The sequence below is a fragment of the Chryseobacterium sp. genome (assembly GCF_045629545.1).
Taxonomy (GTDB): Bacteria; Bacteroidota; Bacteroidia; order Flavobacteriales; family Weeksellaceae; genus Chryseobacterium.
In genome coordinates this window covers 21911-47466 of record NZ_JAZQRK010000025.1, presented here as the reverse complement: position 1 = coordinate 47466, position 25556 = coordinate 21911, and the positions used below count along the sequence as shown (strand labels likewise).

The 25556-nt window shown below is 33.0% G+C and carries 25 protein-coding genes and 1 tRNA gene; 18 read left to right on the top strand and 8 right to left on the bottom strand.

Annotated elements, in window-relative coordinates; genetic code table 11:
- Window positions 1-4: 4 nt before the first annotated feature.
- The 6 genes from ribD to rbfA form a co-directional block, all read right to left on the bottom strand.
- On the bottom strand, window positions 5-1033 hold the full coding sequence (gene ribD / locus ACKI42_RS05215) for a bifunctional diaminohydroxyphosphoribosylaminopyrimidine deaminase/5-amino-6-(5-phosphoribosylamino)uracil reductase RibD (protein ID WP_407403160.1): 1029 nt from the start codon (window positions 1031-1033) through the stop codon (window positions 5-7).
- Between the two features lie 66 nt (window positions 1034-1099).
- Entirely contained in the window at window positions 1100-2905 is a 1806-nt protein-coding gene (locus ACKI42_RS05210; RefSeq protein ID WP_407403158.1) for a DUF349 domain-containing protein, read from the bottom strand.
- A gap of 71 nt (window positions 2906-2976) precedes the next feature.
- Window positions 2977-3714, bottom strand: coding sequence for a shikimate dehydrogenase family protein (locus tag ACKI42_RS05205; protein ID WP_407403156.1), 738 nt, complete (start codon window positions 3712-3714; stop codon window positions 2977-2979).
- Window positions 3715-3777: 63 nt separating this feature from the next.
- Window positions 3778-5568 carry an endonuclease gene (locus ACKI42_RS05200; RefSeq protein WP_407403154.1) on the bottom strand — a complete coding sequence of 597 codons (1791 nt, stop codon included), beginning with the start codon at window positions 5566-5568 and terminating at the stop codon, window positions 3778-3780.
- 51 nt (window positions 5569-5619) lie between these two features.
- On the bottom strand, window positions 5620-6825 hold the full coding sequence (locus ACKI42_RS05195) for an ABC transporter permease (RefSeq protein ID WP_407403152.1): 1206 nt from the start codon (window positions 6823-6825) through the stop codon (window positions 5620-5622).
- 6 nt (window positions 6826-6831) lie between these two features.
- Complete coding sequence (gene rbfA, locus ACKI42_RS05190) at window positions 6832-7191, bottom strand: 30S ribosome-binding factor RbfA (protein WP_407403150.1); 360 nt, start codon at window positions 7189-7191, stop codon at window positions 6832-6834.
- A gap of 90 nt (window positions 7192-7281) precedes the next feature.
- Between rbfA and mce the strand changes: the two genes are divergently transcribed.
- From mce to ACKI42_RS05175, 3 genes are all read left to right on the top strand, one after another.
- Window positions 7282-7677 carry a methylmalonyl-CoA epimerase gene (gene mce / locus ACKI42_RS05185; RefSeq protein ID WP_407403148.1) on the top strand — a complete coding sequence of 132 codons (396 nt, stop codon included), beginning with the start codon at window positions 7282-7284 and terminating at the stop codon, window positions 7675-7677.
- A 64-nt stretch (window positions 7678-7741) separates the two neighbouring features.
- A tRNA-Ile gene (locus tag ACKI42_RS05180) sits at window positions 7742-7815 on the top strand.
- Window positions 7816-7918: 103 nt separating this feature from the next.
- The gene (locus ACKI42_RS05175; protein ID WP_407403146.1) at window positions 7919-8995 is read left to right on the top strand and encodes a hypothetical protein; all 1077 of its coding nucleotides are present in this window, start codon (window positions 7919-7921) and stop codon (window positions 8993-8995) included.
- A 47-nt stretch (window positions 8996-9042) separates the two neighbouring features.
- On the opposite strand, the gene deoD is transcribed toward ACKI42_RS05175, so the two are convergent.
- Window positions 9043-9753 (bottom strand): purine-nucleoside phosphorylase, encoded by a 711-nt coding sequence (gene deoD, locus ACKI42_RS05170; protein ID WP_407403144.1) that lies wholly within the window; start codon window positions 9751-9753, stop codon window positions 9043-9045.
- A 363-nt stretch (window positions 9754-10116) separates the two neighbouring features.
- Here deoD and ACKI42_RS05165 point away from each other — a divergent pair, with 363 nt between their 5' ends.
- From ACKI42_RS05165 to ACKI42_RS05110, 12 genes are all read left to right on the top strand, one after another.
- Window positions 10117-11655: a SulP family inorganic anion transporter gene (locus ACKI42_RS05165; protein WP_407403142.1), complete on the top strand. Its 1539-nt coding sequence runs from the start codon at window positions 10117-10119 to the stop codon at window positions 11653-11655.
- Between the two features lie 210 nt (window positions 11656-11865).
- The gene (locus ACKI42_RS05160; RefSeq protein ID WP_407403140.1) at window positions 11866-12537 is read left to right on the top strand and encodes an HAD family hydrolase; all 672 of its coding nucleotides are present in this window, start codon (window positions 11866-11868) and stop codon (window positions 12535-12537) included.
- Between the two features lie 3 nt (window positions 12538-12540).
- On the top strand, window positions 12541-13365 hold the full coding sequence (locus ACKI42_RS05155) for a phosphoribosyltransferase family protein (protein ID WP_407403138.1): 825 nt from the start codon (window positions 12541-12543) through the stop codon (window positions 13363-13365).
- Window positions 13355-13909, top strand: coding sequence for a TerD family protein (locus tag ACKI42_RS05150; protein WP_407403136.1), 555 nt, complete (start codon window positions 13355-13357; stop codon window positions 13907-13909). Before ACKI42_RS05155 ends, ACKI42_RS05150 begins: the two co-directional genes overlap by 11 nt.
- Before the next feature lie 8 nt (window positions 13910-13917).
- Entirely contained in the window at window positions 13918-15006 is a 1089-nt protein-coding gene (locus ACKI42_RS05145) for a toxic anion resistance protein (protein ID WP_407403134.1), read from the top strand.
- Between the two features lie 15 nt (window positions 15007-15021).
- A complete protein-coding gene (locus tag ACKI42_RS05140; RefSeq protein ID WP_407403132.1) occupies window positions 15022-15966 on the top strand; it encodes a hypothetical protein in 945 nt (314 codons plus the stop codon).
- A 13-nt stretch (window positions 15967-15979) separates the two neighbouring features.
- The gene (locus tag ACKI42_RS05135; protein ID WP_407403130.1) at window positions 15980-16588 is read left to right on the top strand and encodes a TerD family protein; all 609 of its coding nucleotides are present in this window, start codon (window positions 15980-15982) and stop codon (window positions 16586-16588) included.
- Window positions 16589-16699: 111 nt separating this feature from the next.
- Window positions 16700-17731 carry a TerC/Alx family metal homeostasis membrane protein gene (locus ACKI42_RS05130; protein ID WP_407403128.1) on the top strand — a complete coding sequence of 344 codons (1032 nt, stop codon included), beginning with the start codon at window positions 16700-16702 and terminating at the stop codon, window positions 17729-17731.
- Window positions 17732-18128: 397 nt separating this feature from the next.
- Window positions 18129-18590: a hypothetical protein gene (locus ACKI42_RS05125; protein WP_407403126.1), complete on the top strand. Its 462-nt coding sequence runs from the start codon at window positions 18129-18131 to the stop codon at window positions 18588-18590.
- 601 nt (window positions 18591-19191) lie between these two features.
- Window positions 19192-19677 carry an FKBP-type peptidyl-prolyl cis-trans isomerase gene (locus ACKI42_RS05120; protein WP_407403124.1) on the top strand — a complete coding sequence of 162 codons (486 nt, stop codon included), beginning with the start codon at window positions 19192-19194 and terminating at the stop codon, window positions 19675-19677.
- Window positions 19678-19811: 134 nt separating this feature from the next.
- Entirely contained in the window at window positions 19812-20222 is a 411-nt protein-coding gene (locus ACKI42_RS05115) for an Rrf2 family transcriptional regulator (protein WP_407403122.1), read from the top strand.
- A gap of 65 nt (window positions 20223-20287) precedes the next feature.
- A complete protein-coding gene (locus ACKI42_RS05110) occupies window positions 20288-20938 on the top strand; it encodes an NAD(P)-dependent oxidoreductase (protein ID WP_407403120.1) in 651 nt (216 codons plus the stop codon).
- A gap of 55 nt (window positions 20939-20993) precedes the next feature.
- Here ACKI42_RS05110 and ACKI42_RS05105 read toward each other — a convergent pair whose 3' ends face one another.
- Window positions 20994-22022 carry a M23 family metallopeptidase gene (locus tag ACKI42_RS05105; RefSeq protein ID WP_407403118.1) on the bottom strand — a complete coding sequence of 343 codons (1029 nt, stop codon included), beginning with the start codon at window positions 22020-22022 and terminating at the stop codon, window positions 20994-20996.
- A 202-nt stretch (window positions 22023-22224) separates the two neighbouring features.
- Between ACKI42_RS05105 and ACKI42_RS05100 the strand changes: the two genes are divergently transcribed.
- From ACKI42_RS05100 to ACKI42_RS05090, 3 genes are all read left to right on the top strand, one after another.
- On the top strand, window positions 22225-23265 hold the full coding sequence (locus ACKI42_RS05100) for an NAD(P)H-dependent glycerol-3-phosphate dehydrogenase (RefSeq protein ID WP_407403116.1): 1041 nt from the start codon (window positions 22225-22227) through the stop codon (window positions 23263-23265).
- 244 nt (window positions 23266-23509) lie between these two features.
- Window positions 23510-25015, top strand: a complete 1506-nt coding sequence (gene mqo, locus ACKI42_RS05095; protein WP_407403114.1) for a malate dehydrogenase (quinone) — start codon at window positions 23510-23512, stop codon at window positions 25013-25015.
- A gap of 82 nt (window positions 25016-25097) precedes the next feature.
- Window positions 25098-25493: a hypothetical protein gene (locus ACKI42_RS05090; protein ID WP_407403112.1), complete on the top strand. Its 396-nt coding sequence runs from the start codon at window positions 25098-25100 to the stop codon at window positions 25491-25493.
- The last annotated feature ends 63 nt before the right edge of the window (window positions 25494-25556 follow it).

Genomic DNA, 25556 nt, shown 5'->3' with positions numbered 1-25556 from the left:
ATTTTTACCTCGAAGAATTTTTGTAAAACTCAATATGATTATCTCTAATGATTTCGATGTTTGATGGTTTTTTATTTAAATTGGGAGCTTTGGTTCCGTGGATTAAAATTAAATTCTCGTTTTTAATCACGATTGCTTCATCCCATAGTTCTGCTTCGATAAATTGTTTTAGGATATAGCTTCCTCCTTCAATAATGACCGATTGAATTTGCATGTTGTGTAACGTCTTCATTAATTCGGGAAGGAAGTTTTCTTTATCAATTTGAATGAAAGTTAAATGTCCTTCCACTTTATTTTTAACAGAGTTTACAATAATGGTTTCAGCATCTGTATTGTAAATGTTAGAATCAGTTGCAACCTTCAAATCAAAATCAATCAAAACTCTAATTGGGTTTTTGCCCACTACTTTTCGTACTGTTAAACTTGGATTGTCATTTAATGCAGTGTTTGTACCCACTAAAATAGAATGTTCATTTGCTCTCAATTGATGTACAAACTGATTGACCAAGCTATTGGAAATAAAGTAAGGCTTGAAATCTTTATCCATAAAATGATCTCCAGACTGCGCCCATTTCAATAGAATATAAGGTCTGTGCTTTTGATGGAAGGTGAAAAAACGTTTGTTGAGATCCGTACATTCTTTTTCCAAAACTCCAGAAATCACCTCAATACCTGCATCTTGGATGATTTTTTTGCCTTTCCCATTCACTTTATTATGAGAGTCCATCGCTCCAATAACCACTTTTTTGAAACCAGTTTCAACAATTTTTAAAGCGCAAGGTGGCGTTTTACCATAATGAGCGCAAGGTTCTAGAGATACATAGATGGTAGAATTTGGTAATAAGCTTTTGTTCTTTACAGATTGGATCGCGTTAATTTCTGCATGGTTTTCTCCAGCTTTATGGTGATATCCTTCACCAATTATGATGTCGTTATGTACAATGACACTTCCTACCATAGGATTGGGATAAGTGTTTCCTAATGCCTTCTTAGCTAGATGTATACATCTTCGGATGTAAAATTCGTCTGTCATTTGATAAAAAAGGCGAAGACAAATTTCTTTGCTTCGCCGTACATTTTTAAATTAAAAAAATACCAATTACTCTCCTGCGATAATATGATGAAGACTTTGCTTCAAGTTTTCCAGTTGAGCTTTCTTCGTTTCGATACTAATGTAAGTTTCCTTCAGAAGAGGGTTGTCTTTAGATGGGTTTTTGAAGAACGATAAGTTGTTCTCTAATTTCACAATTTCAGATTCTAGATCAGAAATTTGGCTCTTTATCTTTCTCGCTTTATCCGTCAGTTGATTTTCTGTAAGTCCTTGCTCTTTAAGATCAAACTCATTGATTTTATTCAATTTTAATTTTTCTCTTAAGGTTTTGTTGAACTCAGCGTTGATAGAAATTTTATCTCTCGGTACCTTTCCAATATTGTTCCAAGCTGTTTTTATAGCCTCTATCTTTTCTATACTTCCGTCTTCGTCAGTGATTGTTTTTAGATTTTCTAAAATCTCTTTTTTCTGTTTATAGTTTTCCTTCCAATTATCATTAGATGCATTACTTTTCTCTCTGAAGTTATTAAAGAAAGTATTACACGCCTCACGAAATTCCTCCCATATTTTGTTGGTCATACTTTTAGGTACATGACCGACGTTTTTCCAATCGTCTTGAAGTTTTTTAAACAAGGCCACTGTAACATCCCAATCTTCAGACAACATATTATCTTTAGCAGTTTGTATTAGTTTTAGCTTTTCTTCAAGGTTAGTTTGCTGAGACCCTTTTAAGGATTTGTAGTAATTATTTTTTATGGTATTAAAAGTTCTTAATGTAGATTTGAAATCATTCCAATTGCTATTGGATAATTTTCTTGGTACACTTCCCGTTTTTAAGAATTCTGCACGCAGATCTTCCACTCTTTTAATAGAGTTTTGCCAATAACTATGATTGGTGGCGTCTTTTCCTTCAGATAGGGTTTTTATTTCAGCAATAATTTCATTTTTCTTAGCGAGATTAGCGGTTTGCTCAGATTCTATTGCTGCAGAAAGTTCAGATTTTCTTTCGTGTATTTTATTTGAAATTTCTTTAAACTCGTCCCAAGTTTTCTCACGAAATTCTTCTGCTACAGGCTCTGCTTCTTCCTTCCAAAGTTTATGTAGGTATTGCAATTCATTCAGTGCTTTTTGTACAACGGGTTCGTTTTCCAACTCCTTAGCACGCGCAATAATGTGTTGTCTTTTCTCTAGATTATGATTGAATTCTTGTTCTAGAAATTCCTTATTTAGATCCAACATTTGGTAAAATTGATTCAAATGATGGAAATAATTATTATTTAAAATTTTAAATTCTGATTTTGCAACTTGTCCTGCTTTAGCCCATTCTTCTTTTATTTCTCTGATAGATTTAAAAAGATTCGTGCCTTGTTCAGAATTGGTGTATAGATTTTTTAGCCTATCAATAATGCTTTGGCGCTGATCTAGATTTTTCTTTTGCTCTTCATCTTGCTCTTTCTGGTAAGAATCGTATTTCTCTCTGAAAATATGAACTAATCCGGATAACTTGGATTGCGAGGGATGCTCGTAACTAAAGTTCTCAATCGCATTCCCAGCTTCACTCAATTCGTGCTTTTTATCCTCAATTTCATGATGTATCGCATGATTTGCTGTTTCTTTCAGTGCATTGAATTTTTTGGAATGTTCACCAGCATTGGGCGCATTAATGATGTTTTCCATTTCCTTTAGAACATCCGCTAGAGAAATATCTGTATCGATATGGTCTTCTGAATGATCAGTTTCCTCTTCTATGATATTTTCATCGTGAGAAACTTTGTTTTCTGATGTTTCTGGTTGAGTTCCCTCAGTAGAAATTTTACTTTCTTCGTTTTCAGAAAGATTGTTTTCTGTAGTCATAGCAAATCTTTTATGTGAATGGCGTTATTATCCTAATTGTTGCAAAAAGCCAAATAAAGTACTAATTTATGCTATTTTTTTTTATTATACCAAATTTCCCAAGCTTTTTCTGCTTGCTGTTCTAGCATGTAAAATCCGTTGGCGGTTTTAGCTCCATACTTCGCTGAGTTTAAGATAAATTGCGTATAGTTGGGATTATAAATAAGATCAATCACCAAATGATTGGAAGTAAGTGCGTGGAATGGAAATTTCAAGCAATCTTTAACATTTGGAAATGTACCAACAGGAGTACATTGTATAATTATTGGATGTTGTTTTACTGTTTCTTCGTCTAATGTCTCAAAGGTAATTATAGATTTTCTAGAAATGGTTTGATACTCGATTTCGTTTTTATCCAAAACATATTGTACTGCCTTTGCTGCACCGCCATCGCCTAAAATTAATGCTTTCTTTTGGTGTGGTTTTTTATGAATTTTTAAAGTTTTCTCAAATCCAATTGCATCTGTATTATAGCCCGTTTTTTTTCCATTTTCTATTAAAACGCAATTAACGGCGCCAATTTTGGCAGCTTCATCACTCAAATTATCTAGAAAAGGAATTATTTTTTCTTTGTACGGAATGGTTACATTAAATCCTAATATCTCAGGATCTGAAAACAGATTTTCTACTTCTTCAATCTCTCGAAGGTCTATAATAGAATAAGAATATTCTGTAAGATTTAGTTTTTGAAACTTTTCTTGAAAGTATTTTTTAGAAAAAGAATAAGAGATATTTTTACCTATTAAACCTAATTTTTTGCTAGAACTCATCTATCAAAAATAAAAAAAAAGACCGAAAAATTCGGTCTTTAAATCAAAAAATATAAAAGCTTATTATTGTACGATAAACTTCGTTGTAGTAGCATCAGTTTTAAGGATGTAGTTACCTTTTTCTAGACCATGTACATTTATTTTATTTGAATTGATAAATGGTTTGGTGATGCTTTTTATTAATTTCCCAGATAGATCATAGATTTCTGCTTTAGAAACTTTTTCCAACTGAGTTCCGTTAATGAAAATTTCGTTATTTTTTACTGGGTTAGGATAGATGCTGAAAGATGCTGATTTTTGGGCTTCTGTAGTACCTAGTACAGAATAACATGTCCAACTTAAGTCATCTATAGCGACTCTGTTTGATGTTACAGGGTTTACCAATTTTATGGTAGCATTCCCGGGGATATTAAGATCAGAAAGTGTTGTTGTAGTAATTGTTGCGCTATAAGGAATTACACCTACCAATACATCGTTTACAAGAAGATTTAGATTATTACTTGTACCAGAGTATTTAAGATGTGTAGTTACAGTAAGGTTGCCAACTCCACCAGAAACAGCCGAGCTTTGTAAGTAACCATTTCTAATCGTAATAGCTTTAGCATTGATTACTTCATCTACTCTTGCGTCCGTAGCATTCCAAGTAATTCCGTTACTTGTCCAAGTTCTAGATGTATAAGCAGGATTAGTGCTGGTAGGAATACTTTCAAACGTTTCAGAACCACAATTGCTACCCGCTGGAGCTGCTAAAGTAGTTTCTGAGGCTGTGTTACTTTGAGGAGACTCGTTACCAGATGCATCTTTTGCTATAACATGAAAATTGTAAAGAGTCCCTGCATTTAAACTCTGTACAGTTGTTGATAATGTTGTTCCAGATACTGATGTTTTCAATGATCCGTTTGCGTAGATATCATAGGAAGTTACTCCTGTATTATCAGTAGCTGCTGCCCACGATAAAGAAATGGTATTTGTAGTTGGATTGCTAGCTACAAGGCTAGTAGCTGCCGTTGGCGCTTGGGTATCGATTGGTTGATTTCTCCAGACCAAATCTACAAATGAAGGATTATCAATATAAGGGTTTCTATTTCCTTGGTGCAGGAAGGATTTGTTATTTCTATCAATTTCTGCGGGTGATACAGGGTCTAATGCATCCCAAGCAAGCAATTGGTTAAGTTGCCACATTTGTAATCCAGGATAAGGGGTGCTGCCTAGCATATTTCCCTGAGAAAATGTTGAAAGTTGAGATTCATAACGGGTTACAAAATAAAAAATCATTCGGGCAACATCACCTTTAAATTCGTCAATAGGCTCAAAAACAGTTCCACCATATCCAGATGATACAGAATTACCCAATTTAGAACCGTTAAGAGAGGTGAAATCTGGCGTAGTATTTACTTTTCCAAATGGGAAATTATTTCTCATACCATTCACTTTACCATCTGTAGCTCTGATGAAATGCACGTCATTCTTCATTGGAGAAGCTTCATTGAATAAACTTTGTGGAACTATGTGCTCTCTGTTGTAGCAATCTCCTTCATTTACATACCCAGAACCACCACATTGGTTAGAACTGTATGTGAAATTGTAAGGATCCGTCCCTGTAGGATTCTCAGAATACATGTCAAGTATTGTTCCATCATTCTCGTAGTAGTAATCACGATCTGTAGTTTGATAGGCAGTCCAAAGTCCTCCATATCCCATGTCTTGATGTCCAGCAGTAATGATGGTTTTCAATTGTGTTTTTAGTTGTGCACCCGAAAGTCCAGCCGTACCATTGTAATACGTAGGAGATGCTTGTGAATAGGCATTAATACTGATAACACCTACCAATACAGAACATAGAATTCGCTTCATAATTTATAAATATTTCACAGCGAAATTACTAAAAATAGATATTAAATAATGTTAATTTTTGGTAATATAGTCCTTGCTTATTTTTGAAAAGAACCAAGATATTGAAACTCCGAATATTAAAGCTATTCCAGCTACAATAAGATAGTTTTTTGCAGCAATTTTTACAGGGAAGGCTAGAGATTCTATAGCTTTGAAAAACCCTGTATACAGTTGAAATAAGCATAGTGCACTTCCGATGAGAAGACCTGTGATCACGCCCAATACTACGATTAAGATACCCGTATAAAAATAAGTTTTTCTCAGATGACTTATTGGGAACCCAAGCGATATAAGAGATTTTGCTTGTTGTTTCTTATCCAATTGCAATATAATGATTGCTCCTGCAAGATTGAATGTAGTAATGAAGATAACCAAAGAGAAAATAAGGTAGATAAATAATTTCTCTGTGTTGACCATTTTCCAAAAAGCTGCATTTTCCTGCTCTTTGGTTTTAATGGTAATATTTTTACCCAGCTGAGGTAATAGAGTTTGTTTTATTTGTTCTGTCGTATCTGGATTTTTAAGTTTAATCACAATTTGATAAGCAGAGTTTTTAGGGATATTTAGTAAACCTTCAGACAATTCTATAGGGGCAATGATGTAATTGTTTAGCTGATCATTACCCTGAAAAATCCCCGTAGTGAGAATATCTTTTTTGTTATAAATATCTTCCTCTTTAGAAATAATTCCGGTGCCAGATTTTGGCATAAATACAGTAGAAAACTCGTTGGCACTATCAATAGGTATTGATAATCTAGTGCTTAAGCTATGCTCCATGAATACTTCATTAGAATATTCGAAGCTTGGATATTGACCTACCAATATACTTTTGTAGATAGGATTTACTTTTATATAAGAAGAATCTACACCACGTAGATATCCAATGTCTCCTTTACCATTATAACTAATGTATACTTTTTCTTCAATAATTCTAGAGTAGGCATCTATATCTGCATTATTCTTGAGAACGCTCTCTATTTTATCTAAATTGTTGATGCGCTTACCCGAAGTACTTTCGATGGTAAGATCAGGGTGCAAGTTTGCAATAAGATTTTGATTAAAAACCTCTAAGCCCGAAAAAACCGAAATAATGACAAACATTGCTGCTACAGCAACACTCATAGCACCCACAGCCAACCATGTAATAAAGGTGACTGCAGTGCTTCCTTTTTTAGATAAAAGGTATCTTGATGCTATGTAAAATGCAATGTTTTTCAAGGTGGATTATAGAATTGGGTTGTCTCCGTCTCCTCTTAATTCTTTTTCTAATTTTTCTACATCATCTAATGCTGTATCCAAATAAAAATTAAGTTGAGGAATAATTCGAACTTGCTTGCCCATTTTCTGACCAATAAAATTTCGGTATTGAGGCTTATTTACCTCAATCTCTTTCATTACTGCTTTACGATGCTCCTGTGGGAAAATGCTTAAATATATTTTTGCAATTCCTAAATCTGGAGTTATTTTTACATCTGAAACCGAAACAAGAATACTTTGTTTGCTTTCTGCCGATTGTTTGCGGAATAATTCTGCAAAATCTTCTTGTATAATTTGTGCTACTTTTCTTTGTCTATTACTTTCCATAAGTTCTGCAAATTTACTATTTTTGTTTGAATTGAAGATTTGAAAATGCACGAAAGCATCAAATTTATCTTTTTAAATTAAATTTACCTTATGAAATTAGAACATATTGGCATTGCAGTAAAGTCTCTAGGATTTTCTGATGACCTTTTTGAAAAACTTTTAGGAAAAAAATCTTACAAAACAGAATCTGTAGAAAGAGAAGGTGTGAAAACTTCTTTTTATAATACAGGCGAAAGCAAAATAGAACTGTTAGAAGCGAGTAGGGAAGATAGCCCAATCTCGAAATTCATAGAAAAAAAGGGTGAAGGCATTCATCATTTGGCTTTTGGAGTAGAAAATATATTAGAAGAGATAGAAAGATTAAAAAAAGAAGGATTTATTTTTATCTCCGAAGAACCGAAGGAAGGAGCTGACAATAAATTAGTTGTCTTCCTTCATCCCAAGTGTACCAATGGAGTGTTGGTAGAAATTTGTCAAGAAAAGTAAAAAAATATTTGGTAGTAAGAGAAATTTTACTACTTTTGCAACACAAAATTTAACCAAATTTTGAGGTCCTATAGCTCAGTTGGTTAGAGCACCTGACTCATAATCAGGTGGTCCCTGGTTCGAGCCCAGGTGGGACCACTTTTTGAAAATGAAGCACTTACAGAAATGTAGGTGCTTTTTTTTGTGCTATACTATAATAGTCTAAATTTTCATAATTTGGTAATCTCACAGAATCGTAAAAATGAAAAAACAGAATATTTGCATTTTCTTATTTGTACTGGCACTTTCTTGCAAAAAAGATGTTCCCAAATCTAGTATAATACCTCAACCTGTAAATAGTAAGAACACTATCGCTGCGGCAAATAATGAATCGACTAAAGATTCTTTTGATATTTTGAAATATCTGATGCATCAAGAAATCAAGAAGAACGGAAAGTACAGTGATTTGGATGAGAAAAATTACTCTGTACGTTTTCCCAACGATGGAGATCCATATTCTTACACATTTTCTCAAATTGCTTCAGATGATCTCAATGCTGATGGGATTACAGATTATATTGTAGATAAAACCTCAGAAGGTATGCTAGGTGGTAATGCCAATACCAATGCTGAAATTTGGTATATCATCATGGGTAAGAATAATACAATTAGTCAAAAGCATGAGATTCTTCAATATGCACCATTTTCATACAATCTATTATCAGATTTCAAGTACTACAAAAAAATACTGGAGGCTGAAGTTGCGCCTAATCCTAAGGCTTTTGATGGCAATCAAGAAGAATTTCCTTCTAGTCAGCTTTCATTTATTTATATAGATGGCAACTTATACGAGGAATCTTATTTAGAATATTGCCAATTGGCGAATTGGCAAAATAAAAAAATACTTAATAACAGAACTCAATTTGTTCGTACCATAGAAATGCATAATTACACAGAGGTTCTCAAAGAAACGTATAAAGATAAATCCCAAGAGATAGTAGTGGAGCTTTCAGGTTGTGATAATTTAGTAATAACCCTAGAAGGTAATTACCCAACCAATGACTTTTCGGCTAATACAATTTCCCAAAAGAAAGAAGCATTTTTCAATTATCTAATTCAAAATAGCAATTTAAAATCTGAAATAACAACAGCCAAGCAAATCATCGATCAAAACCCACACCCCAAAAGCATTCTCACATCTGGGAATTTAGAATTCAATTTATTTATCAATGAATACAAAGACGAGAAGAAAATCAATTTTAGACTCAATCTTTCGAAAATCAACAACCCAAATCAGCTAGAAAATTGGGATATCACCACTAGAAAACAAAAAAAATAGGATTTTGCAATCTTGCAAAACCCTATTTTTAGTTTATTTTTAATTTCTTATAACGATTTCAAAGCTGCTTCCAAAGCCAATTCTATCATTGGTTTTAGAGCAGTTTCTCTCTCGTCAGCAGAGATAAATTCTTGGGTTGGGATAATATCAGAAACCGTAAGAATAGTGGCTGCATTTTTACCCAGATGTTTTGCATTCGCAAACAAAGCAAAAGCTTCCATTTCTACTGCAGAACAGTTGTATTTTGTAGCTACAGCAGGCACATTAGGATTTTTTCTGTAGAAAATATCGCTCGTGTGGATATTTGTAATTTTTGTTTTTACGTTTATTTCGTTCGCCGTTGCGTTGATGGTTTCAAAGATGTTTCCTTGGTGAGAAAGCAGATCACCTTCAATTTCCCAAGCGTTAATGGCGTACGTACTTTCGCTCGCTGCATTTTCCACGTTTAAGATATCAAAAAGCTGAAGATCTGTAGAATAAGCTCCACAAGTACCAATTCTAATGATGGTTTCTACTTTATATTCTGTATACAACTCGTAAGAGTAGATCCCGATACTTGGACAACCCATTCCGCTTGCACCCACCGTGATTTCTTTTCCCTTATAAGTTCCTGTATAATAAAAAATGCCTCTTGTTTTGCTTACCAATTTTGCATTCTCCAAAAAGTTTTCTGCAATATATTGCGCACGAAGAGGGTCTCCAGGCTGCAATACTACTTTCGCTATCTCTCCTTTTTTTGCACTGATGTGTACACTCATAATATTGTTATTGAATATCTGCAAAGATACGCACTTTAGATAGATTTTATTTTATCCTTATCATAATTTCTCTTTCTTTCAAAGAGCTTTTTCCCGCTTTCACTACTCGCTTTTTTGCGCCAACGCCTTTCCCAAGCCTACAAAAAGAGCTCAGACACGCCGTTCAATCTGGGCTAGGGTAGCAGTCGTTATTCAATATTTGTTTTTTACAACAAAATTCTTTCCTACCAAAAAATTGGTTTGCTTCCATGGAGTTTCTACCTTTACATCCTCAAATTTTTTTGGCGCATTTTTACCCAAATAAACTTGAATTTTTTCCTCACAAGATGAGGTAGAAATAATTCAAAAATCCTTTTATAATCAATGATTGCAAAACTAAATCTTTTCGATTTTTCAAAAAAAATAAATTACAAAAACGAACTCCTCGCAGGTTTCACCGTTGCCATGACGATGATTCCAGAATCGCTTTCATTTGCTATTCTTGCTGGGCTTTCTCCACTTACAGGTTTATATGCTGCCTTTATGATGGGATTGGTGACTGCCATTTTGGGTGGTCGTCCTGGGATGGTTTCGGGTGGCGCGGGCGCTACTATTGTCGTTTTAATCGCGCTTATAAAATCTCATGGCATCGAATATCTATTTGCAGCCGTTGCAATGGCTGGGATTTTCCAAATTTCCGTTGGCGTTTTCAAATTAGGAAAATTCGTTCGTCTTATCCCTCAACCTGTGATGTACGGCTTCCTGAATGGTCTTGCCGTTATTATATTTATGTCGCAGATCGAGCAATTTAAGGTGATAGATGCCAACGGTACTTATTCTTGGCTTCAAGGTACTTCACTATATATAATGTTGGGACTTACAGCGCTCACTATTGCCATTGTCTACTTTTTTCCAAAAATCACAAAAGTAGTCCCTGCATCATTAGTTGCAATTTTAGCAGTATTTGCCATTGTTGTTGGGTTTAATATTAATACCAAAACCGTTGCAGATATCGCAAGCATTAGCGGAAATTTACCAAGTTTTCATATTCCAAAAGTTCCTTTTACGCTAGAAACTTTACAAATTGTATTTCCTTATGCTATGGTAATGGCAGGAGTAGGACTTATAGAATCTCTGTTAACGCTTTCCATGGTAGATGAAATTACAGATTCTAAAGGGAGCGCAAACAAAGAGTCTATCGCACAAGGTATCGCGAATATGACCAACGGTTTCTTTGGTGGCATGGGTGGATGTGCCATGGTAGCACAAACCTTAGTGAATATCAATGCGGGGTCTAGAGCAAGATTATCAGGCATCATTGCTTCTCTTATGATTCTTGCAATTATCCTTTTCGGAGCACCATTTATAGAGAAAATTCCGATGGCTGCATTAGTTGGCGTGATGATGGTGGTTGCATTGGGTACTTTTCAGTGGGTTTCTATAAGGATTGTAAACAAAATGCCCAAATCTGATATTTTTGTTGGGATTACAGTTGCCCTCATTACTATTGTTCTTCACAATTTGGCTCTTGCAGTCTTGGTAGGAGTTATTATCGCGGCGTTGGTTTTCGCTTGGGACAATGCCAAAAGAATTAGAGCTAGAAAACATACCGATGAAAATGGCGTGAAGCATTACGAGATTTTCGGACCTTTATTTTTTGGTTCTGCTACTACTTTTACAGATAAATTCGATCCTGCAAATGATCCCTCAGAGATTATTATCGATTTCAAAGAAAGCAGAATTGTAGATATGACTGCCATCGATGCCTTGGACAAATTGACCAAAAGGTACCATCAATTAAACAAAAAAGTGACCTTGAAACATCTAAGTGAAGATTCTAGAAAACTCTTGAAAGATGCAAGGGCAGTAATAGATGTGAATATAGAGGAAGATCCAAGTTATAAGGTAATGCCAGATAAATAATTAGCATATGACAAATATTAAATTCATAATAGGGTTATTTTATAAATAATAGTCTTATTTTTTGCAAAAAAATCTTAAAGAATCTTAAAAATATAGACAATGCAAAGAAATATTTTATCTTTGGATATTATTGGATATTTAAATAATTTAATTTAACATAAGCCAACTTTAATTTTTAAAAAAAATAATAAAAATCTTAAGATTTCAATTGTGATAACAACAATAGATACTTCTCACCACAGCCATTTTTCTTTTGATCTTTGGCTTACCCTCATAAAATCTCATCCTGAATTTAAAGCAAAGAGAGTAGAATTGTTTTCTACATTTTTTAATCTTAATCTGCCTTTAGATGAGGTAGCAAATGCCGTGAAATATTACGACGATCTTTGCAATACCATCAACGAAGTTTCGGGTGGTAATATAGATACTTTCGAAATTTATTTAATGATCTTAGGTTCTTTAAAAATAGATATCAAAACTATCAGTAAAAAGAGTTTACAAGAGTTTTACGATAGAAGTGAAGCTTTATTTCTGGAATATAAACCTATGGTAATTTTCGAAAACCTGCATCAGTTTTTTGAGGAAATAAAAAATCAGGGTAAAACCATCAATGTTTTGAGTAATACAGGTTTCATAAAAGGATCTACCATGAGGAAATTCTTGAGTGCAGAAAAACTAGATCAGTATATCGATTTTCAGATTTATTCTGATGAGACGAATTGTTCTAAACCCAATTTAAAAATCTTTCAAGAGGTAAAAAACAAAATGTCAAGAGATTTACCCTTGGATCAAACTTTGCATATTGGCGATAATGAAGTAGCAGATTACAAAGGAGCTAAAGATTTTGGGTTTGATGCTATACTTCTAAAACACACATTTTAACATATGAACACACGTTATAGTTTGCATAAAATAGATTCTGATAAAGAATTTACTTTCTCGCCAGCCGAATACAGTTTTTTTAAGTATGGTGACAAATCTTACGCAGAGAAATTTGCGAAAGAATTATTCGAAGGGTTTATTACCAATCATGCAGATATTTTAGATACAGAAAAAGATATTGTAGTCTTGCCAAGTCCTTACATGGCAATTCCTACTGCTTCTAATTTTTTGTGTTTTTTCTTTAAAAAGCATCTAGATTTTTATCTTTTTAAAAATGGAAAAAAAGCAAGCATCCTATCAAAAATTAATAGGAATCATACGTATATAACAGATTACGGCAATCTAAATTTTGAAGACCGAAAAAAGCTAATATCCAACGATACTTATTATATAGACAAGGAATTTCTGAAAGATAAATTATGTATCTTTATAGACGATATCAAAATTACAGGAAGCCACGAATACACTGTAAATAGAATTTTAAACGAATTTAGCGTAAATGCAGATTTTTTATTTCTCTACTACGCAGAACTTACTAATTTTGAAATAGATCCAAAGATTGAAAACTTCTTCAATTACTATACCGTAAAAGAGGTAGAAGATATAGTAGATGTGATGGAAAAAAACAGTTTCGAATATAATACTCGAATTGTAAAATACATTTTGGGTCTTGATTCAAAAAAATTTGAGTATCTTACCTCAAAAGTAAAAAAACATCTTATTGATAGCTTGCTAGAACTTGCAATAAGTAACAATTATCATCTAATAAAAGAATACAAAAATAATATAAACAGTTTAACAATAACAGAACTTAATTATGGCTATTAACTTACAAAAAGGACAAAGAGAAAATATAAACGCACCAAAATTTACAATCGGTTTGGGTTGGGATATTAATAATACATCAACAGGAGGAGCCTTTGACTTGGATGCGTCTTTATTTCTACTTAATGACAGTAAAAAACTAGTATCAGACCAACATTTTATTTTTTATAATAACTTAGAATCTCCAGACAAATCTGTAATTCATACAGGTGACAACCTTACGGGTGATGGCGATGGTGATGATGAGCAAATCCTTATAGACCTTACAAAAATAGATGCTGCAATACAAGAAATAACAGTAGTAGTAACAATACATGAGGCTGAGATTAGAAAACAAAACTTCGGACAAGTAAGAAATTCTTTCATCAGAATCTTCAATACAGATACTAAAGAGGAAATCTTAAAATACGAATTGGATGAAGATTTTTCTATAGAAACAGCAGTAGAATTCGGTAGAATCTATAATAAAAATGGAGAATGGAAATTTGAAGCAGTAGGAAGCGGACAAAGAGAAGGGCTAGATAAATTTGTATCTCTGTATCAATAAAATTCTCTATGCAAGACATACAACCTAACCAAAATATGGCTCCAGCATTGGTTGATAGAGACGGAAACGTGAATATCAGCCAATTGCAGGGAGAAGAACGTAAGAAGTATGAGGTAATTGCCAATTCTATTGACGAGAGCAACCCTGGATCTATTGTAAACTATGGTGCCGAATTACAAAAAACTTTGGCAAACCAAAGTGATAGTTTTTTAGGAAACGTAAGAAGATCAAACTCTGGTGAAGTGGGCGAGCTAATCAATAATTTGTTGATAGAGCTTAATTATGTTGATGTAGATGAAATTCAGGGGAGTAAAGTAAAAGGCTTTTTGAGTAGACTTCCTTTTATGAAAAAGATGCTGACGCAGGTAGATAATCTGTTTGCTAAATATGATAAAATTACCACTAATATTGATCAGATTTCTCATAAGGTAAATGCTGGTATTATTACGTCTACGAAAGATAATGCAGTTTTGCAAACTATTTTTGATAGTAATGTGAATTCTATAAAAGCCATAGAGGATCTAGTAGTTGCAGGAAACATAAGGATGGAGAAAGCATCTTTAGAATTGGCAAATATGGAAGCTAATATCCAGAATTTTGCTGATTATCAGGTTGCTGACAAAAGAGATTTTATCAACAGATTGGATAGGAGAATGGCAGATCTGAAAGTAGTACGATTGATTATGATGCAATCTCTACCTCAGATAAGATTGGTACAAAGTAATAATGTATCTATTGCAGAGAAAGCACAAACGATACTTACCACTACATTACCAGTTTGGAAAAACCAGCTATCGCTTGCCGTGGCTATGCACAGACAGCAGCAGAATATAGAAGTACAACAAAAAGTATCTTCTACTACTGAAGAAATTTTGAGAAAAAATGCCGAACGTCTCGGACAAAATTCTGTGAATGTAGCTAGAGCCAACGAGCAAACAATAGTATCTGCAGAAACGTTGAAAGAAACTACTGCAATGCTTATCAATACGTTGAATGAAGTGAAACAAATACAAAAACAAGGTACTGAAAATAGAAGAAAACTAGATCAAGATCTACAAACTTTAGAATCAGAATTAAAAGCAAATATTAGAGGTTAATAATACAGTAATATAGTGAGTGATGAGGTTGTAAGTATAATGTCTCAGAGTAGAAGAAGATTAACAAAGCTTAAACTTCTCTCAAATTTTTTTGAAAACATTGATATTATATCTATTTACATAAAAACAGATATTATTCATCAATTATTCAAAGACAATAATACTTTAGATTTTAGCAAATTAGAGCTTTTTCATTTGCAATATACTGATAGTCTGATTGAATTGTTGACCAAATTAAAGAAAAAAAAGGAAAACGATCAGTTGGCTTTTATTAATGAAATTAATATTAATAATCAATATATAAATAGTTTCGAAGAGAGAAAAGTTGATGATTTTGAAACGGATAGGAAAATCTATAGTGGCGTTTTTTCAGAATATTTAAGGAATTTATATCAAGACCTTGCAGAGGATAAATTCTCACAAGATTGGAATGCTGTACTTTATTTTCAAAAAAAATATGCAGTAGAATATTACAGAACAGATGCAGATGAATCTAAGCTTAAATTAGATCCAAAACCATCTTACGAATATCCAGATTTTAGTATAGAAAGAAAACTTTTGGGAAGATTGAATATACAAAATTTTAAAGTTCGGTTTGTGTGTGGCTATCGTATCGGTACTGAAGAATATGAGTTGTTCAGAATTTTTCAATCGAACGATCATTTTATCTTCAATGTGGAAGCAAGAAAATTGTACTTAATTGATATAGAATTGGCAGATCTGGATATTTCAGAAAACCAATCCAACCAAGTATCAATAATCAACCAGCTGAAAAGAAGAAACGAGGATCTTGAAGAAACAATGGAGGAAAACAAAAGATTTTTATCAGAAGATGTACAAAATGTACTCAAAGATTACCTTCGAAATTTAGAAAATATTGATATTATGAGCAAAATATTTGATGTGAACGAAGAGACTAATATTCTTCGTGCAATGCTCAACTTAAATTTAAATAATTAAAAAAGAATAAAAAATGGCTATTAACTTACAAAAAGGACAAAGAATAAACCTTAAAAAGGAAAACGGATCTACCTTGTCGCAAGCTTGTGTAGGTATCAATTGGGGTGCAATTGACAAAAAAGGAATCTTCGGATCCAAAAAGGAAGCAGTAGATTTAGATGGAAGCTGCATTTTGTATGATAGTAATAAAAATGTATCAGAGATTATTTATTTCGGCAATTTAAAATCCAATAATGGTTCTGTACAACATAGCGGTGACGATTTAACGGGCGATGTGAACGGCGATGATGGTTTGGATAATGAAGTTATTACAATAGATTTCAGCAATCTTAATCCTTCAGTAGAGCATGTAGCATTGGTTCTTCATAGTTATCAAGGACAAGATTTTGGTACAATACCTTTCGCTTCAATTCGTATTTACGAAGGTACACCTAAGAATGTAAGAGAAGTTTTTGCTAAATATGATATTGCAAATGATAAATCTTTCAATGGGCATGTAGCAATGGTGATGGGAGTTTTCTACAAAAGAAACGGAGAATGGAAATTCAATGCAATTGGTGATGCGGTTTCTGATAGAAAGCTAGAACAAACGGTAAAAACTGTTCAAGAAAAATATTTATAATAAATCATTGATTTTTAAATAATTAATTCTATTTTTAGAATTAATAAAAATGTATAGCAATATCTGATAAATTCAGCTATTGCTTTTAATTTATAACACAATAATACACAAGTGGATCAACATCAAAGTATTTTAGAACTGCATCCTGGGTTGGTGTGGGGATTTGCGATAACAGTTGTTATCATGTTACTCTTAGATTTAGGAGTTTTTAATAAGAAAAGTCACGAGGTTACTTCAAAAGAAGCCACGATATGGTCTATCGTTTGGATTTCTTTATCAATGATTTTTTCTGGGGTCGTATATTGGGTTTTCAATTCAGATCTTGGAGCGGGAAGTCATGAAGTTGCGATAGAAAAATTTACGCAATATCAAGCTGCTTATTGGGTAGAAAAAGCACTTTCCGTAGATAATCTCTTCGTATTTATCTTAGTTTTTGGATTCTTCAAAGTTCCCAAACATTTGCACCACAAAGTATTATTTTGGGGAATAATTGGGGCATTAATATTCCGAGCAATATTTATTTTTGCGGGAGTAGGTCTTATTAATTTAACGTTTTTACCAGAAATGAACATCTTTGGAAAGATGGTAAAGATAAACGTTGTAATGGTTCTTTTTGGTTTATTCCTAGTTTATGCAGGAATTAAATCTTGGGGAGGCGGAGACGATGGAGATGATGAAGATTTTGGTGATTCTGCAGGTGCAAAATTGGTGAAAAAATTCTGGAAAGTCTCAGATAACTATGATGGAGATAAGTTTTTCACGATTCAGAATGGTATCAAAGTGGCAACACCTCTATTGGTAGTTGTGGCAGTAATAGAATTTACGGATGTACTTTTTGCAGTAGATTCTATCCCTGCAATTTTTGCAATATCAAATGATCCGTTTATCTTATATACCTCCAATATTTTTGCGATTTTAGGACTTAGATCATTGTACTTTTTATTAGCTAATTTCATCCATATGTTTAGCAAATTGCCTTATGGTTTGGCAATAATTTTAGCATTTATAGGTTTTAAAATGTTAATAGCTCCATGGTTCCATATCTCATCGCCAATTTCATTAGGTATTGTAGGTGGAGTATTGGTACTTTCGGTATTAGCATCTATTGCATTCCCAGATAAGGAAGAAGCAGAAAAACAATAAATTTGTTTACCTCATACTATTTAATAAATGGCTTTACAATACTGTAGAGCCATTTTTAATTTTAGATATTAAGATTTACTTGAAGAAAGCGGTACTAATTTTTTATATTTACTAATTTAGAACTTAATAAAAGTAGCATGACTTATCCTACAGGTTTAGTACTCCTAGAATGGTATCGAAATATGAACAACAACAATATAGAATTGAAAGGATACTAATAATGAGATTATTGACGATTGTGAACAATAGGGCAAATGAAAATACTATGAAATTAAATTTCTAAAAAAAGTTAGCTCAAAATTTCAAATAAATAAGACGACAGATCATTTCAAAATCCGCTGAAAAATAAATAAATATTAATATGGACTATTTTGTATATGCACTTGAACACACTTATATGGACGACAATCATACGGCATCTAAATTTTTAGGATACTTTGATGATATGGAGAAGTTGGAAAAAGCAAAAGAAAATGCTCTGAATCTTCCTGGATTTAAAACCTATCCTGATGGATTAATTATTATAAAATATGAATTGAACAAGGTTCACTGGCAAAATGGATTCGATAGTGTTGCTGGAGAAATTGGAAGAGACTATTTACCAGAATATGTTCTAATATCAGAAAGTAGTAAATCAATAAAAGAGCTGAATTTACAGTATATATTTCAAGTAAGTCATATGTATACTATTCATCATTTTTTAGATGATGAAAGGGTTATCGGAGTGTTTTTAGATGAAAATTGGGCTAATAATACTGTCGAAAACCTAAAAGAGAAAAATGGATTTAAAGATTATCCAGATGATTTTATAGTTGGAAGATTCACTCTAAATAACCAATTATGGACTTCTGGGTTTTAATTCTGTAATAATATTTAAGCCTATTCCACTGATCAAAATTTTTAAACCAAGATAAAAAAATGATAATTACTTCATTACAAATAGTTGATTGGTATGATGATATTATTACATCAATTATTTCATTTGATAATGATAAGTTTATATTAAATTGTATTCAAAAAAATTTTGTCAATGGAGAGAAAATTTATTACTGTGTAAAAATAGATGAAGAATCGTTTGAACAAATTGCAACCATGATAAAGAAGAAAAATCTAACTAAAAAAGATTGGAATATTCTAAATTCCAACTTGTGCGAGCTTCTCGCACGTTTTTATTAAAAACTTTTAGTTTAAAAATAAGTACATTTTTATTAATGAAATCTTTAAATTTAGTGAGCATTTCAATATCAATTTGATAGATTGAATATTTGTCTTCAAGAAACTAATCAAATTTAAAAGTTCGTTTAAATATTATTTTTTACTTTAATAATATACCAATTTCAATGTCTAATATGGGGAATTGTTATTAAAGAAAAGTTCAGTTTTGGTGCTAGTTTTAATTTATTTAAAATTTTGTTTAAATCTAAAAATGATAATCTAAAAAATGTAATTCTTCTAAAAAGATGAAATATTCGTCCGTTCAAAAAAACTTATCTTTGCAAAAAAATAAGACAATGGGAGTAGCAGATATGTTATTTAAACGTAAAAAAGAACAAGCTGAAAAAAACCTAAATGATGGTTTGGCTTTCTTAGCAGAAAATGCAAAAAGAGAGGAAGTGGTTACTTTACCGAGTGGTTTGCAGTACGAAATCATGACGGAAGGTAGCGGTGCAAAGCCAAAAGCGAAAGACACTGTAAAATGCCATTACCACGGAACAAACATCAAAGGTCAAGTTTTTGATAGTTCTGTGAAAAGAGGTACTCCAGCATCATTTCCTCTAAATAGAGTAATCTCTGGATGGACAGAAGCTTTACAATTGATGCCAGTTGGCAGCAAGTGGAAATTGTTTTTACCAGCTAACTTAGCATACGGTGAAGAGCAAATAAGCAAAGAAATTGGACCGAATTCTACCTTAATTTTTGAAGTAGAGTTATTAGGAATCAAATAAATATTTTTTAACATTAATCTATAAAATAACTGCCTTACTGTGAGGTGGTTATTTTATTTTAGAATATGAAATTAATTAATATGTAATAGTTTTTGTTACATTAAAAATATTATGTATCTTTGCTAAACAATTATATGAATAACACAAGATTTTCTACCGCATTACACATTATGACGCTCCTAGGACAGTCAGAAGATGAGGTTCTTACGTCCGAATGGATGGCAGGAAGTATCAATATAAATCCTGTCGTGGTAAGAAAAGAATTGGGTTTTCTGAAAGAAGCCGGATTAGTCATTAGCCGAAAAGGTAAAGTAGGAGGAAGCTTGCTATCAAGAAATCCAGAGAAAATAAGTTTGGCAGATATCTACAATGCAGTGAAGAATTCTGAGGTTTTGGGAAAGAAAAACAATCAACCGAATCCTTCTTGTTCTATTGGTAAAAATATAAATTTTCATCTGAATGAATTGTTTGTGGAAACAGATCAAATGGTTATTCAGTTTTTAGGAAAGAAAAACTTAAAAGACTTTATAGATCAATTTGTTTAAATTTTAAATAAAATTTTTTTAATCATAAATGTAACAAAACATATTACAATTAAATTATTATTAGTATGAAAAAAGTAGCAGTAATAGGGGCCACAGGATTTGTTGGTCAGCATGTAGTAAAAGAGTTAGAAAGTAGAGGATACGCAGTGGAAGCAATTGTGAGAAATGCGTCCAAGGTAGCTCAAAATGAGCATGTAGTAGCAAAAAGTTTGGACATTAATAATGTAACCGAACTTTCTGAAGCTCTAAAAGGAAATGATGCTGTAATCAGTGCATTCAATGCAGGTTGGACGAATCCTAATTTGTACAATGATTTCCTAAATGGTTCTAAATACATAGAAAAAGCAGTAGAAAACTCTGGTGTAAAAAGATTGATTACCGTTGGTGGTGCAGGAAGTTTGTACATTGATGGACAGCAGTTGGTAGACGGGCCAGATTTCCCTGCAGATATAAAACCAGGCGCATTGGCTGCAAGAGATTATCTTAACGAAATAAAAAATAATTCTACTTTAGATTGGACGTTTTTCAGCCCGGCGATAGAAATGCATCCTGGTACTGCAGGCGTTAGAGTAGGAAAATACAGAACTTCGTTAGAAAATCCGGTTTTTAATGAGGAAGGTAGAAGCATAATCTCTGTAGAAGATGTTGCAGTAGCTTTGGTAGATGAGCTAGAACAAAACAATCATATCCGTGAGCGTTTTACAGCAGGTTACTAAGATCAATATTTAACAAAAAAAAACTGCAACCCAATAAAGTTGCAGTTTTTTTATTTTATAAATTCATGAATAATTTCGGATTTACGGGTGTATTATTTTTATGAACTTCATAATGTAAGTGAGGTCCCGTAGATCGACCAGAATTGCCAGATTTTGCTATTACTTGCCCTACTTTCACTTTATCGTTGGTTTTTGCAACCAGCTGAGATAGATGCCCATATAGTGTAGCCAAACCATTTCCATGAGAGATAATCACACAAGTGCCATATCCACCTTTCTGACCAGCAAAAATTACGGTTCCTGCAGCGGTAGCAATCACGTTAGAACCATAAGCAACTGCAATGTCCAAGCCTTTGTGATATTGCATTTGATCTGCTTCTGCTGGAGCATTACTTTGTTCTTTTGGCGATGTGTTGACAGCAACACTTTTGGTGTCGCTAGATGAAGGAGTTGGAGTGGCAGGAGTGGCAACGCTAGCAACTTTTGGAGTTACCATTACCTTTACTTCGCGCTTATTCCCATAACTATCTGTAAGTTCTATAATTTTTTCTACTGGTTCAGCCTTTACCGTTGGAGCCGATGCTACGGTAGGTGTAGCAGTAGTTTTAGAAGGAGTTGTAGATTTTACTGTAGCATAAATTTTTTTGTACGGAATAGGGTTTTTTCTTATCCCAAAATTAGAAGAAATATATCCTTCAGAAGGCATTCCCAATGGTACTTGCATGAGTTTATTTTGCAAATCTATTAGATATTTACTGTATCTGTTGGATTGCTTGGCTAGATATACAGAGTTTGAAATACTATCGTTACTAAGAACCATTAGCTTTTCATTTTTAATATCTTTTGATTGTAAGAATGAATTTATTTGGGATATCGTTTGATCTATTATTCCAAGATCATTTTTCATTTTTAGGTAGTCTACACTATCTTTTTCAGTATTGATTTTTACCAGATTGACTTCGTAGTTTTTGTCATCTTTGCCCGAGTATAATTTACCAATAAAAATACTCTGCACAAAGACAATTATTGCAAGAATGGCAATCAGAAGAGTCACCTTTTTTTTGCTTCTAAAGAATCTATTCATTTTTCCTTTTCTTTCTTAGAATTTAACCAATTTTAAGTTGGCAAATTTACTTTATTTTAATCATATTATTACAAATATATAACGAATAATAGTGATATTAATTGTCTCTTGGTGTTAAAATAATGTAAAATTGATATCTAGCCAGACTTTATAAGATACCATCAATCTTTGTTTTAATATATTTGCAGTTCACATTTTAATTATGACAAAAAAGAAAACAATTTTAGAATCTTCAAACTCGAAAATATCGAAGGCTGAAATCTCAGTTGGGGTGGTGGGAAGCGGAAGTTTTGCAACAGCTATTGTAAAGATGCTTGTTGAAAACTGCAAAATTGTACATTGGTGCGTGAGAAGCGAATTTGTGAAGGGTGCCATAGAACTTCGTGGTCACAATCCAAACTATCTCACAGCTGTTAATTTTAACCAAAAAAACCTCAAACTAACCACTGATATCAATGAGCTTGTTTCTGCTTGTGATGTTGTAGTATTGGCAACACCATCAATTTATCTATCTGACGCCATGGAAAAAATGACGTGCGAGTATCAAGGCAAAATATTTGTTTCTGCCATCAAAGGAATTATCCCAAAAGTAAATGATGTTGTAGCAGAATATCTAAAATCAGAATTCAAAATAGGAATCAGAAATCAAGCAGTTATTGCAGGCCCTTGTCATGCTGAAGAAGTAGCGATGGAAAGATTGTCTTATCTTACCATAGCCACTGTGGAAGAAGATGTTTCCAAAAAATTATTACAAGTTTTCAGTTCAGATTTTATCAAAGTAAATCCTAGTAAAGATGTTTTGGGGAACGAGTATAGTGCTATCTTGAAGAATATTTTTGCCATTGGTGCTGGTATTGCTAGCGGATTGGGATATGGTGATAACTTTATTGCGGTATTTGTTTCCAATGCAATTCGTGAGATGGAAACCTTCTTAGAAGCAATATATGAAGCACCTAGAGACGTTAATGAAAGTGCATATCTTGGAGATTTGCTGGTAACTGCGTATTCACTGTTCTCCAGAAATAGAAGTTTAGGTAATCTTATTGGGAAAGGATATACAGTGAAATCAGCCATTCAATCTATGAATATGATTGCTGAAGGATATTATGCGGCAGATTCTATCTACAAAACTGCAAAATCCAAGAATCTAGAGCTTCCAATAGTAGATACAATCTACGGAATTTTATACGAAGGTAAAAATGCTGAAAAACAATTTAAAAAATTAACAGCCAAATTAAATTAATCTCATATTAAATGACGAAATTTTTGCATCAGTATTTTTTTTTACTAATGCTTATATATTGGGATATACAAGTATAATTGGTAAATAAAATAAATTGTAGTAATAGTTATTATAAATAAACTATAGAAATGTAACGATAATCTGTGAGAATTACAAAAATAACGAAAATTTACCTACTTAAAAAACCATAAACACGTGCTTAATTTAAAAGTTTTACGGAAATTTGTAGTATAAAATATACGGTATGCCACATACACTTTTAAGTAGAACGCCAAAACCAAAATACGATGTTGTTTTGATAGGTGGCGGAATAATGAGTACAACTTTAGCTACGATGCTTCATGAGTTCGATCCCAATCTAGAAATCGCAATTTTCGAGAGATTAGGAAGGTTTGCCAAAGAGAGTACGGCAGCTTGGAACAATGCTGGTACAGGTCATTCAGCTTTTTGTGAGTTGAACTATACCCCAGAAAATGAAGATGGAAGCGTAGATATTACTAAAGCTGAAAAAATCGCTGAACAATTTGAAATTTCAAAACAGTTTTGGTCTTATTTAGTTGATAAAAAATATATCGATACGCCTCAAGAGTTTATCAATGCATGTCCACACATGAGCTTGGTTTTTGGTGAGAATGATGCCAAATACCTTAAAACTCGTTTTGATACGATGATCAAGTCTCCACTTTTCAAAGATATGGAGTTCACAATGGATCATGAAAAACTTAAGGAATGGATTCCTTTGGTAATGAGCAAAAGAAATCCTAATGAGGTTTTAGCAGCTTCTCGGTCAGAGTTGGGTACAGATATCAACTTTGGTAGTCTTACTAGAAAAATGGGAAGACACTTACTACAAGATTCTAAAGTAGATGTTTTCTTATACCATGAAGTAAAAGATATCGATGCAAGAGCTAACGGTTCTTGGGATTTGAAAGTGAAAGATAGAACGAAAGGTCACAAGCAACAAGTAAATGCAGATTTTGTATTTATAGGTGCTGGTGGGTATGCGCTACAATTACTAGAAAGTTCAGGGATCAAAGAAAGCGAAGGTTACGGTGGTTTCCCAGTTTCTGGAGAGTGGTTGGTAAGTCATAACCAAGAATTAGTAGAAAAACACCAAGCAAAAGTATATACACAAGCTACAGTAGATGCACCGCCAATGTCTGTGCCTCACTTAGACTTAAGAATTATTGATGGTAAAAAAGCATTGCTTTTCGGTCCATTTGCAGGATTCTCTACCAAATTCCTTAAGGAAGGAAGTTACTTAGATTTACCAGATAGTGTAAACACAAAAAACATCAAATCTCTATTCGGAGCTTGGTGGCACAATATTCCTCTTACCAAATATCTTGTTCAACAAGTTGCAATGACGAAATCTCAGAGACTTCAACACCTTAGAGAATTTGTAAAAGATGCGAAAGACGAAGATTGGGAAATCAAAGTTGCAGGACAACGTGTACAAGTTATTAAAAAAGATGATAAACTAGGTGGAAAGCTAGAATTCGGGACTGAGGTTGTGGTAAACAAACAAGGAACTATTGCTTCACTACTAGGTGCTTCACCAGGAGCTTCTACAGCAGTATACGCAATGCTAGATGTATTGCAAAAATGTTTCCCAGAAAAAATCAATGGAGAATGGAGAGAAAAATTATTACAAATGGTTCCGTCATACGGTCAAAAATTAGCTGATAATCCAGAATTAGCTCAAAAATTAAGAGACTACTCCAAAGAAAAATTAGAATTAAACTACTAAATAAAATAATCTAAGATTTATCGCGAATGATCTTTTGGTAACTTTGCGGTAAATCTTATTTTTTTGTATCGATCCCAACCTCGTGGCTGAAACTATTGTAAAACCCATTATAGAAAAACAACTTCTAGAATCTCTGAAAACGAAGATAGAAGAAGAAAAGCAAGTCATTGTACATTGCTGTTTTCCTGCTTCGCCATTTTTGGGAAACCTTATTAGAATCTGGAACTCTACGGTGCTTATAGACAACAATTCTTCTCACCAGAGCAAACTTATTCATTCAGAAAATATTTCAATCTATCCACAATGGACACCAGTTCCATTCATGAAGGATTTTTGGTTTACTCTTGTATTTACAGGACTTCCCAAAGACTGTACAAGTTTCGATTTCAAGGAAGTGATCCCCGAGGAAGGTGGGTTTTATGTGAAATCTATCAAAAGAAATTCCTCGGATATCTATAGAATCAAAATTTCAGATTAATTTTTCTATACTTTCTTAGAAATTTTATTTTCTACTTTTATTTCCTTTCTTATTCCATTCATT

Bases quoted from the DNA above. Each gene is read 5' to 3' on its own strand.
- ribD (WP_407403160.1), bottom strand. From the start codon at position 1,033: ATGACAGACGAATTTTACATCCGAAGATGTATACATCTAGCTAAGAAG.
- ACKI42_RS05210 (WP_407403158.1), bottom strand. From the start codon at position 2,905: ATGACTACAGAAAACAATCTTTCTGAAAACGAAGAAAGTAAAATTTCT.
- ACKI42_RS05205 (WP_407403156.1), bottom strand. From the start codon at position 3,714: ATGAGTTCTAGCAAAAAATTAGGTTTAATAGGTAAAAATATCTCTTAT.
- ACKI42_RS05200 (WP_407403154.1), bottom strand. From the start codon at position 5,568: ATGAAGCGAATTCTATGTTCTGTATTGGTAGGTGTTATCAGTATTAAT.
- rbfA (WP_407403150.1), bottom strand. From the start codon at position 7,191: ATGGAAAGTAATAGACAAAGAAAAGTAGCACAAATTATACAAGAAGAT.
- mce (WP_407403148.1), top strand. From the start codon at position 7,282: ATGAAATTAGAACATATTGGCATTGCAGTAAAGTCTCTAGGATTTTCT.
- ACKI42_RS05175 (WP_407403146.1), top strand. From the start codon at position 7,919: ATGAAAAAACAGAATATTTGCATTTTCTTATTTGTACTGGCACTTTCT.
- deoD (WP_407403144.1), bottom strand. From the start codon at position 9,753: ATGAGTGTACACATCAGTGCAAAAAAAGGAGAGATAGCGAAAGTAGTA.
- ACKI42_RS05165 (WP_407403142.1), top strand. From the start codon at position 10,117: ATGATTGCAAAACTAAATCTTTTCGATTTTTCAAAAAAAATAAATTAC.
- ACKI42_RS05155 (WP_407403138.1), top strand. From the start codon at position 12,541: ATGAACACACGTTATAGTTTGCATAAAATAGATTCTGATAAAGAATTT.
- ACKI42_RS05150 (WP_407403136.1), top strand. From the start codon at position 13,355: ATGGCTATTAACTTACAAAAAGGACAAAGAGAAAATATAAACGCACCA.
- ACKI42_RS05145 (WP_407403134.1), top strand. From the start codon at position 13,918: ATGCAAGACATACAACCTAACCAAAATATGGCTCCAGCATTGGTTGAT.
- ACKI42_RS05135 (WP_407403130.1), top strand. From the start codon at position 15,980: ATGGCTATTAACTTACAAAAAGGACAAAGAATAAACCTTAAAAAGGAA.
- ACKI42_RS05125 (WP_407403126.1), top strand. From the start codon at position 18,129: ATGGACGACAATCATACGGCATCTAAATTTTTAGGATACTTTGATGAT.
- ACKI42_RS05120 (WP_407403124.1), top strand. From the start codon at position 19,192: ATGAAATATTCGTCCGTTCAAAAAAACTTATCTTTGCAAAAAAATAAG.
- ACKI42_RS05115 (WP_407403122.1), top strand. From the start codon at position 19,812: ATGAATAACACAAGATTTTCTACCGCATTACACATTATGACGCTCCTA.
- ACKI42_RS05110 (WP_407403120.1), top strand. From the start codon at position 20,288: ATGAAAAAAGTAGCAGTAATAGGGGCCACAGGATTTGTTGGTCAGCAT.
- ACKI42_RS05105 (WP_407403118.1), bottom strand. From the start codon at position 22,022: ATGAATAGATTCTTTAGAAGCAAAAAAAAGGTGACTCTTCTGATTGCC.
- ACKI42_RS05100 (WP_407403116.1), top strand. From the start codon at position 22,225: ATGACAAAAAAGAAAACAATTTTAGAATCTTCAAACTCGAAAATATCG.
- mqo (WP_407403114.1), top strand. From the start codon at position 23,510: ATGCCACATACACTTTTAAGTAGAACGCCAAAACCAAAATACGATGTT.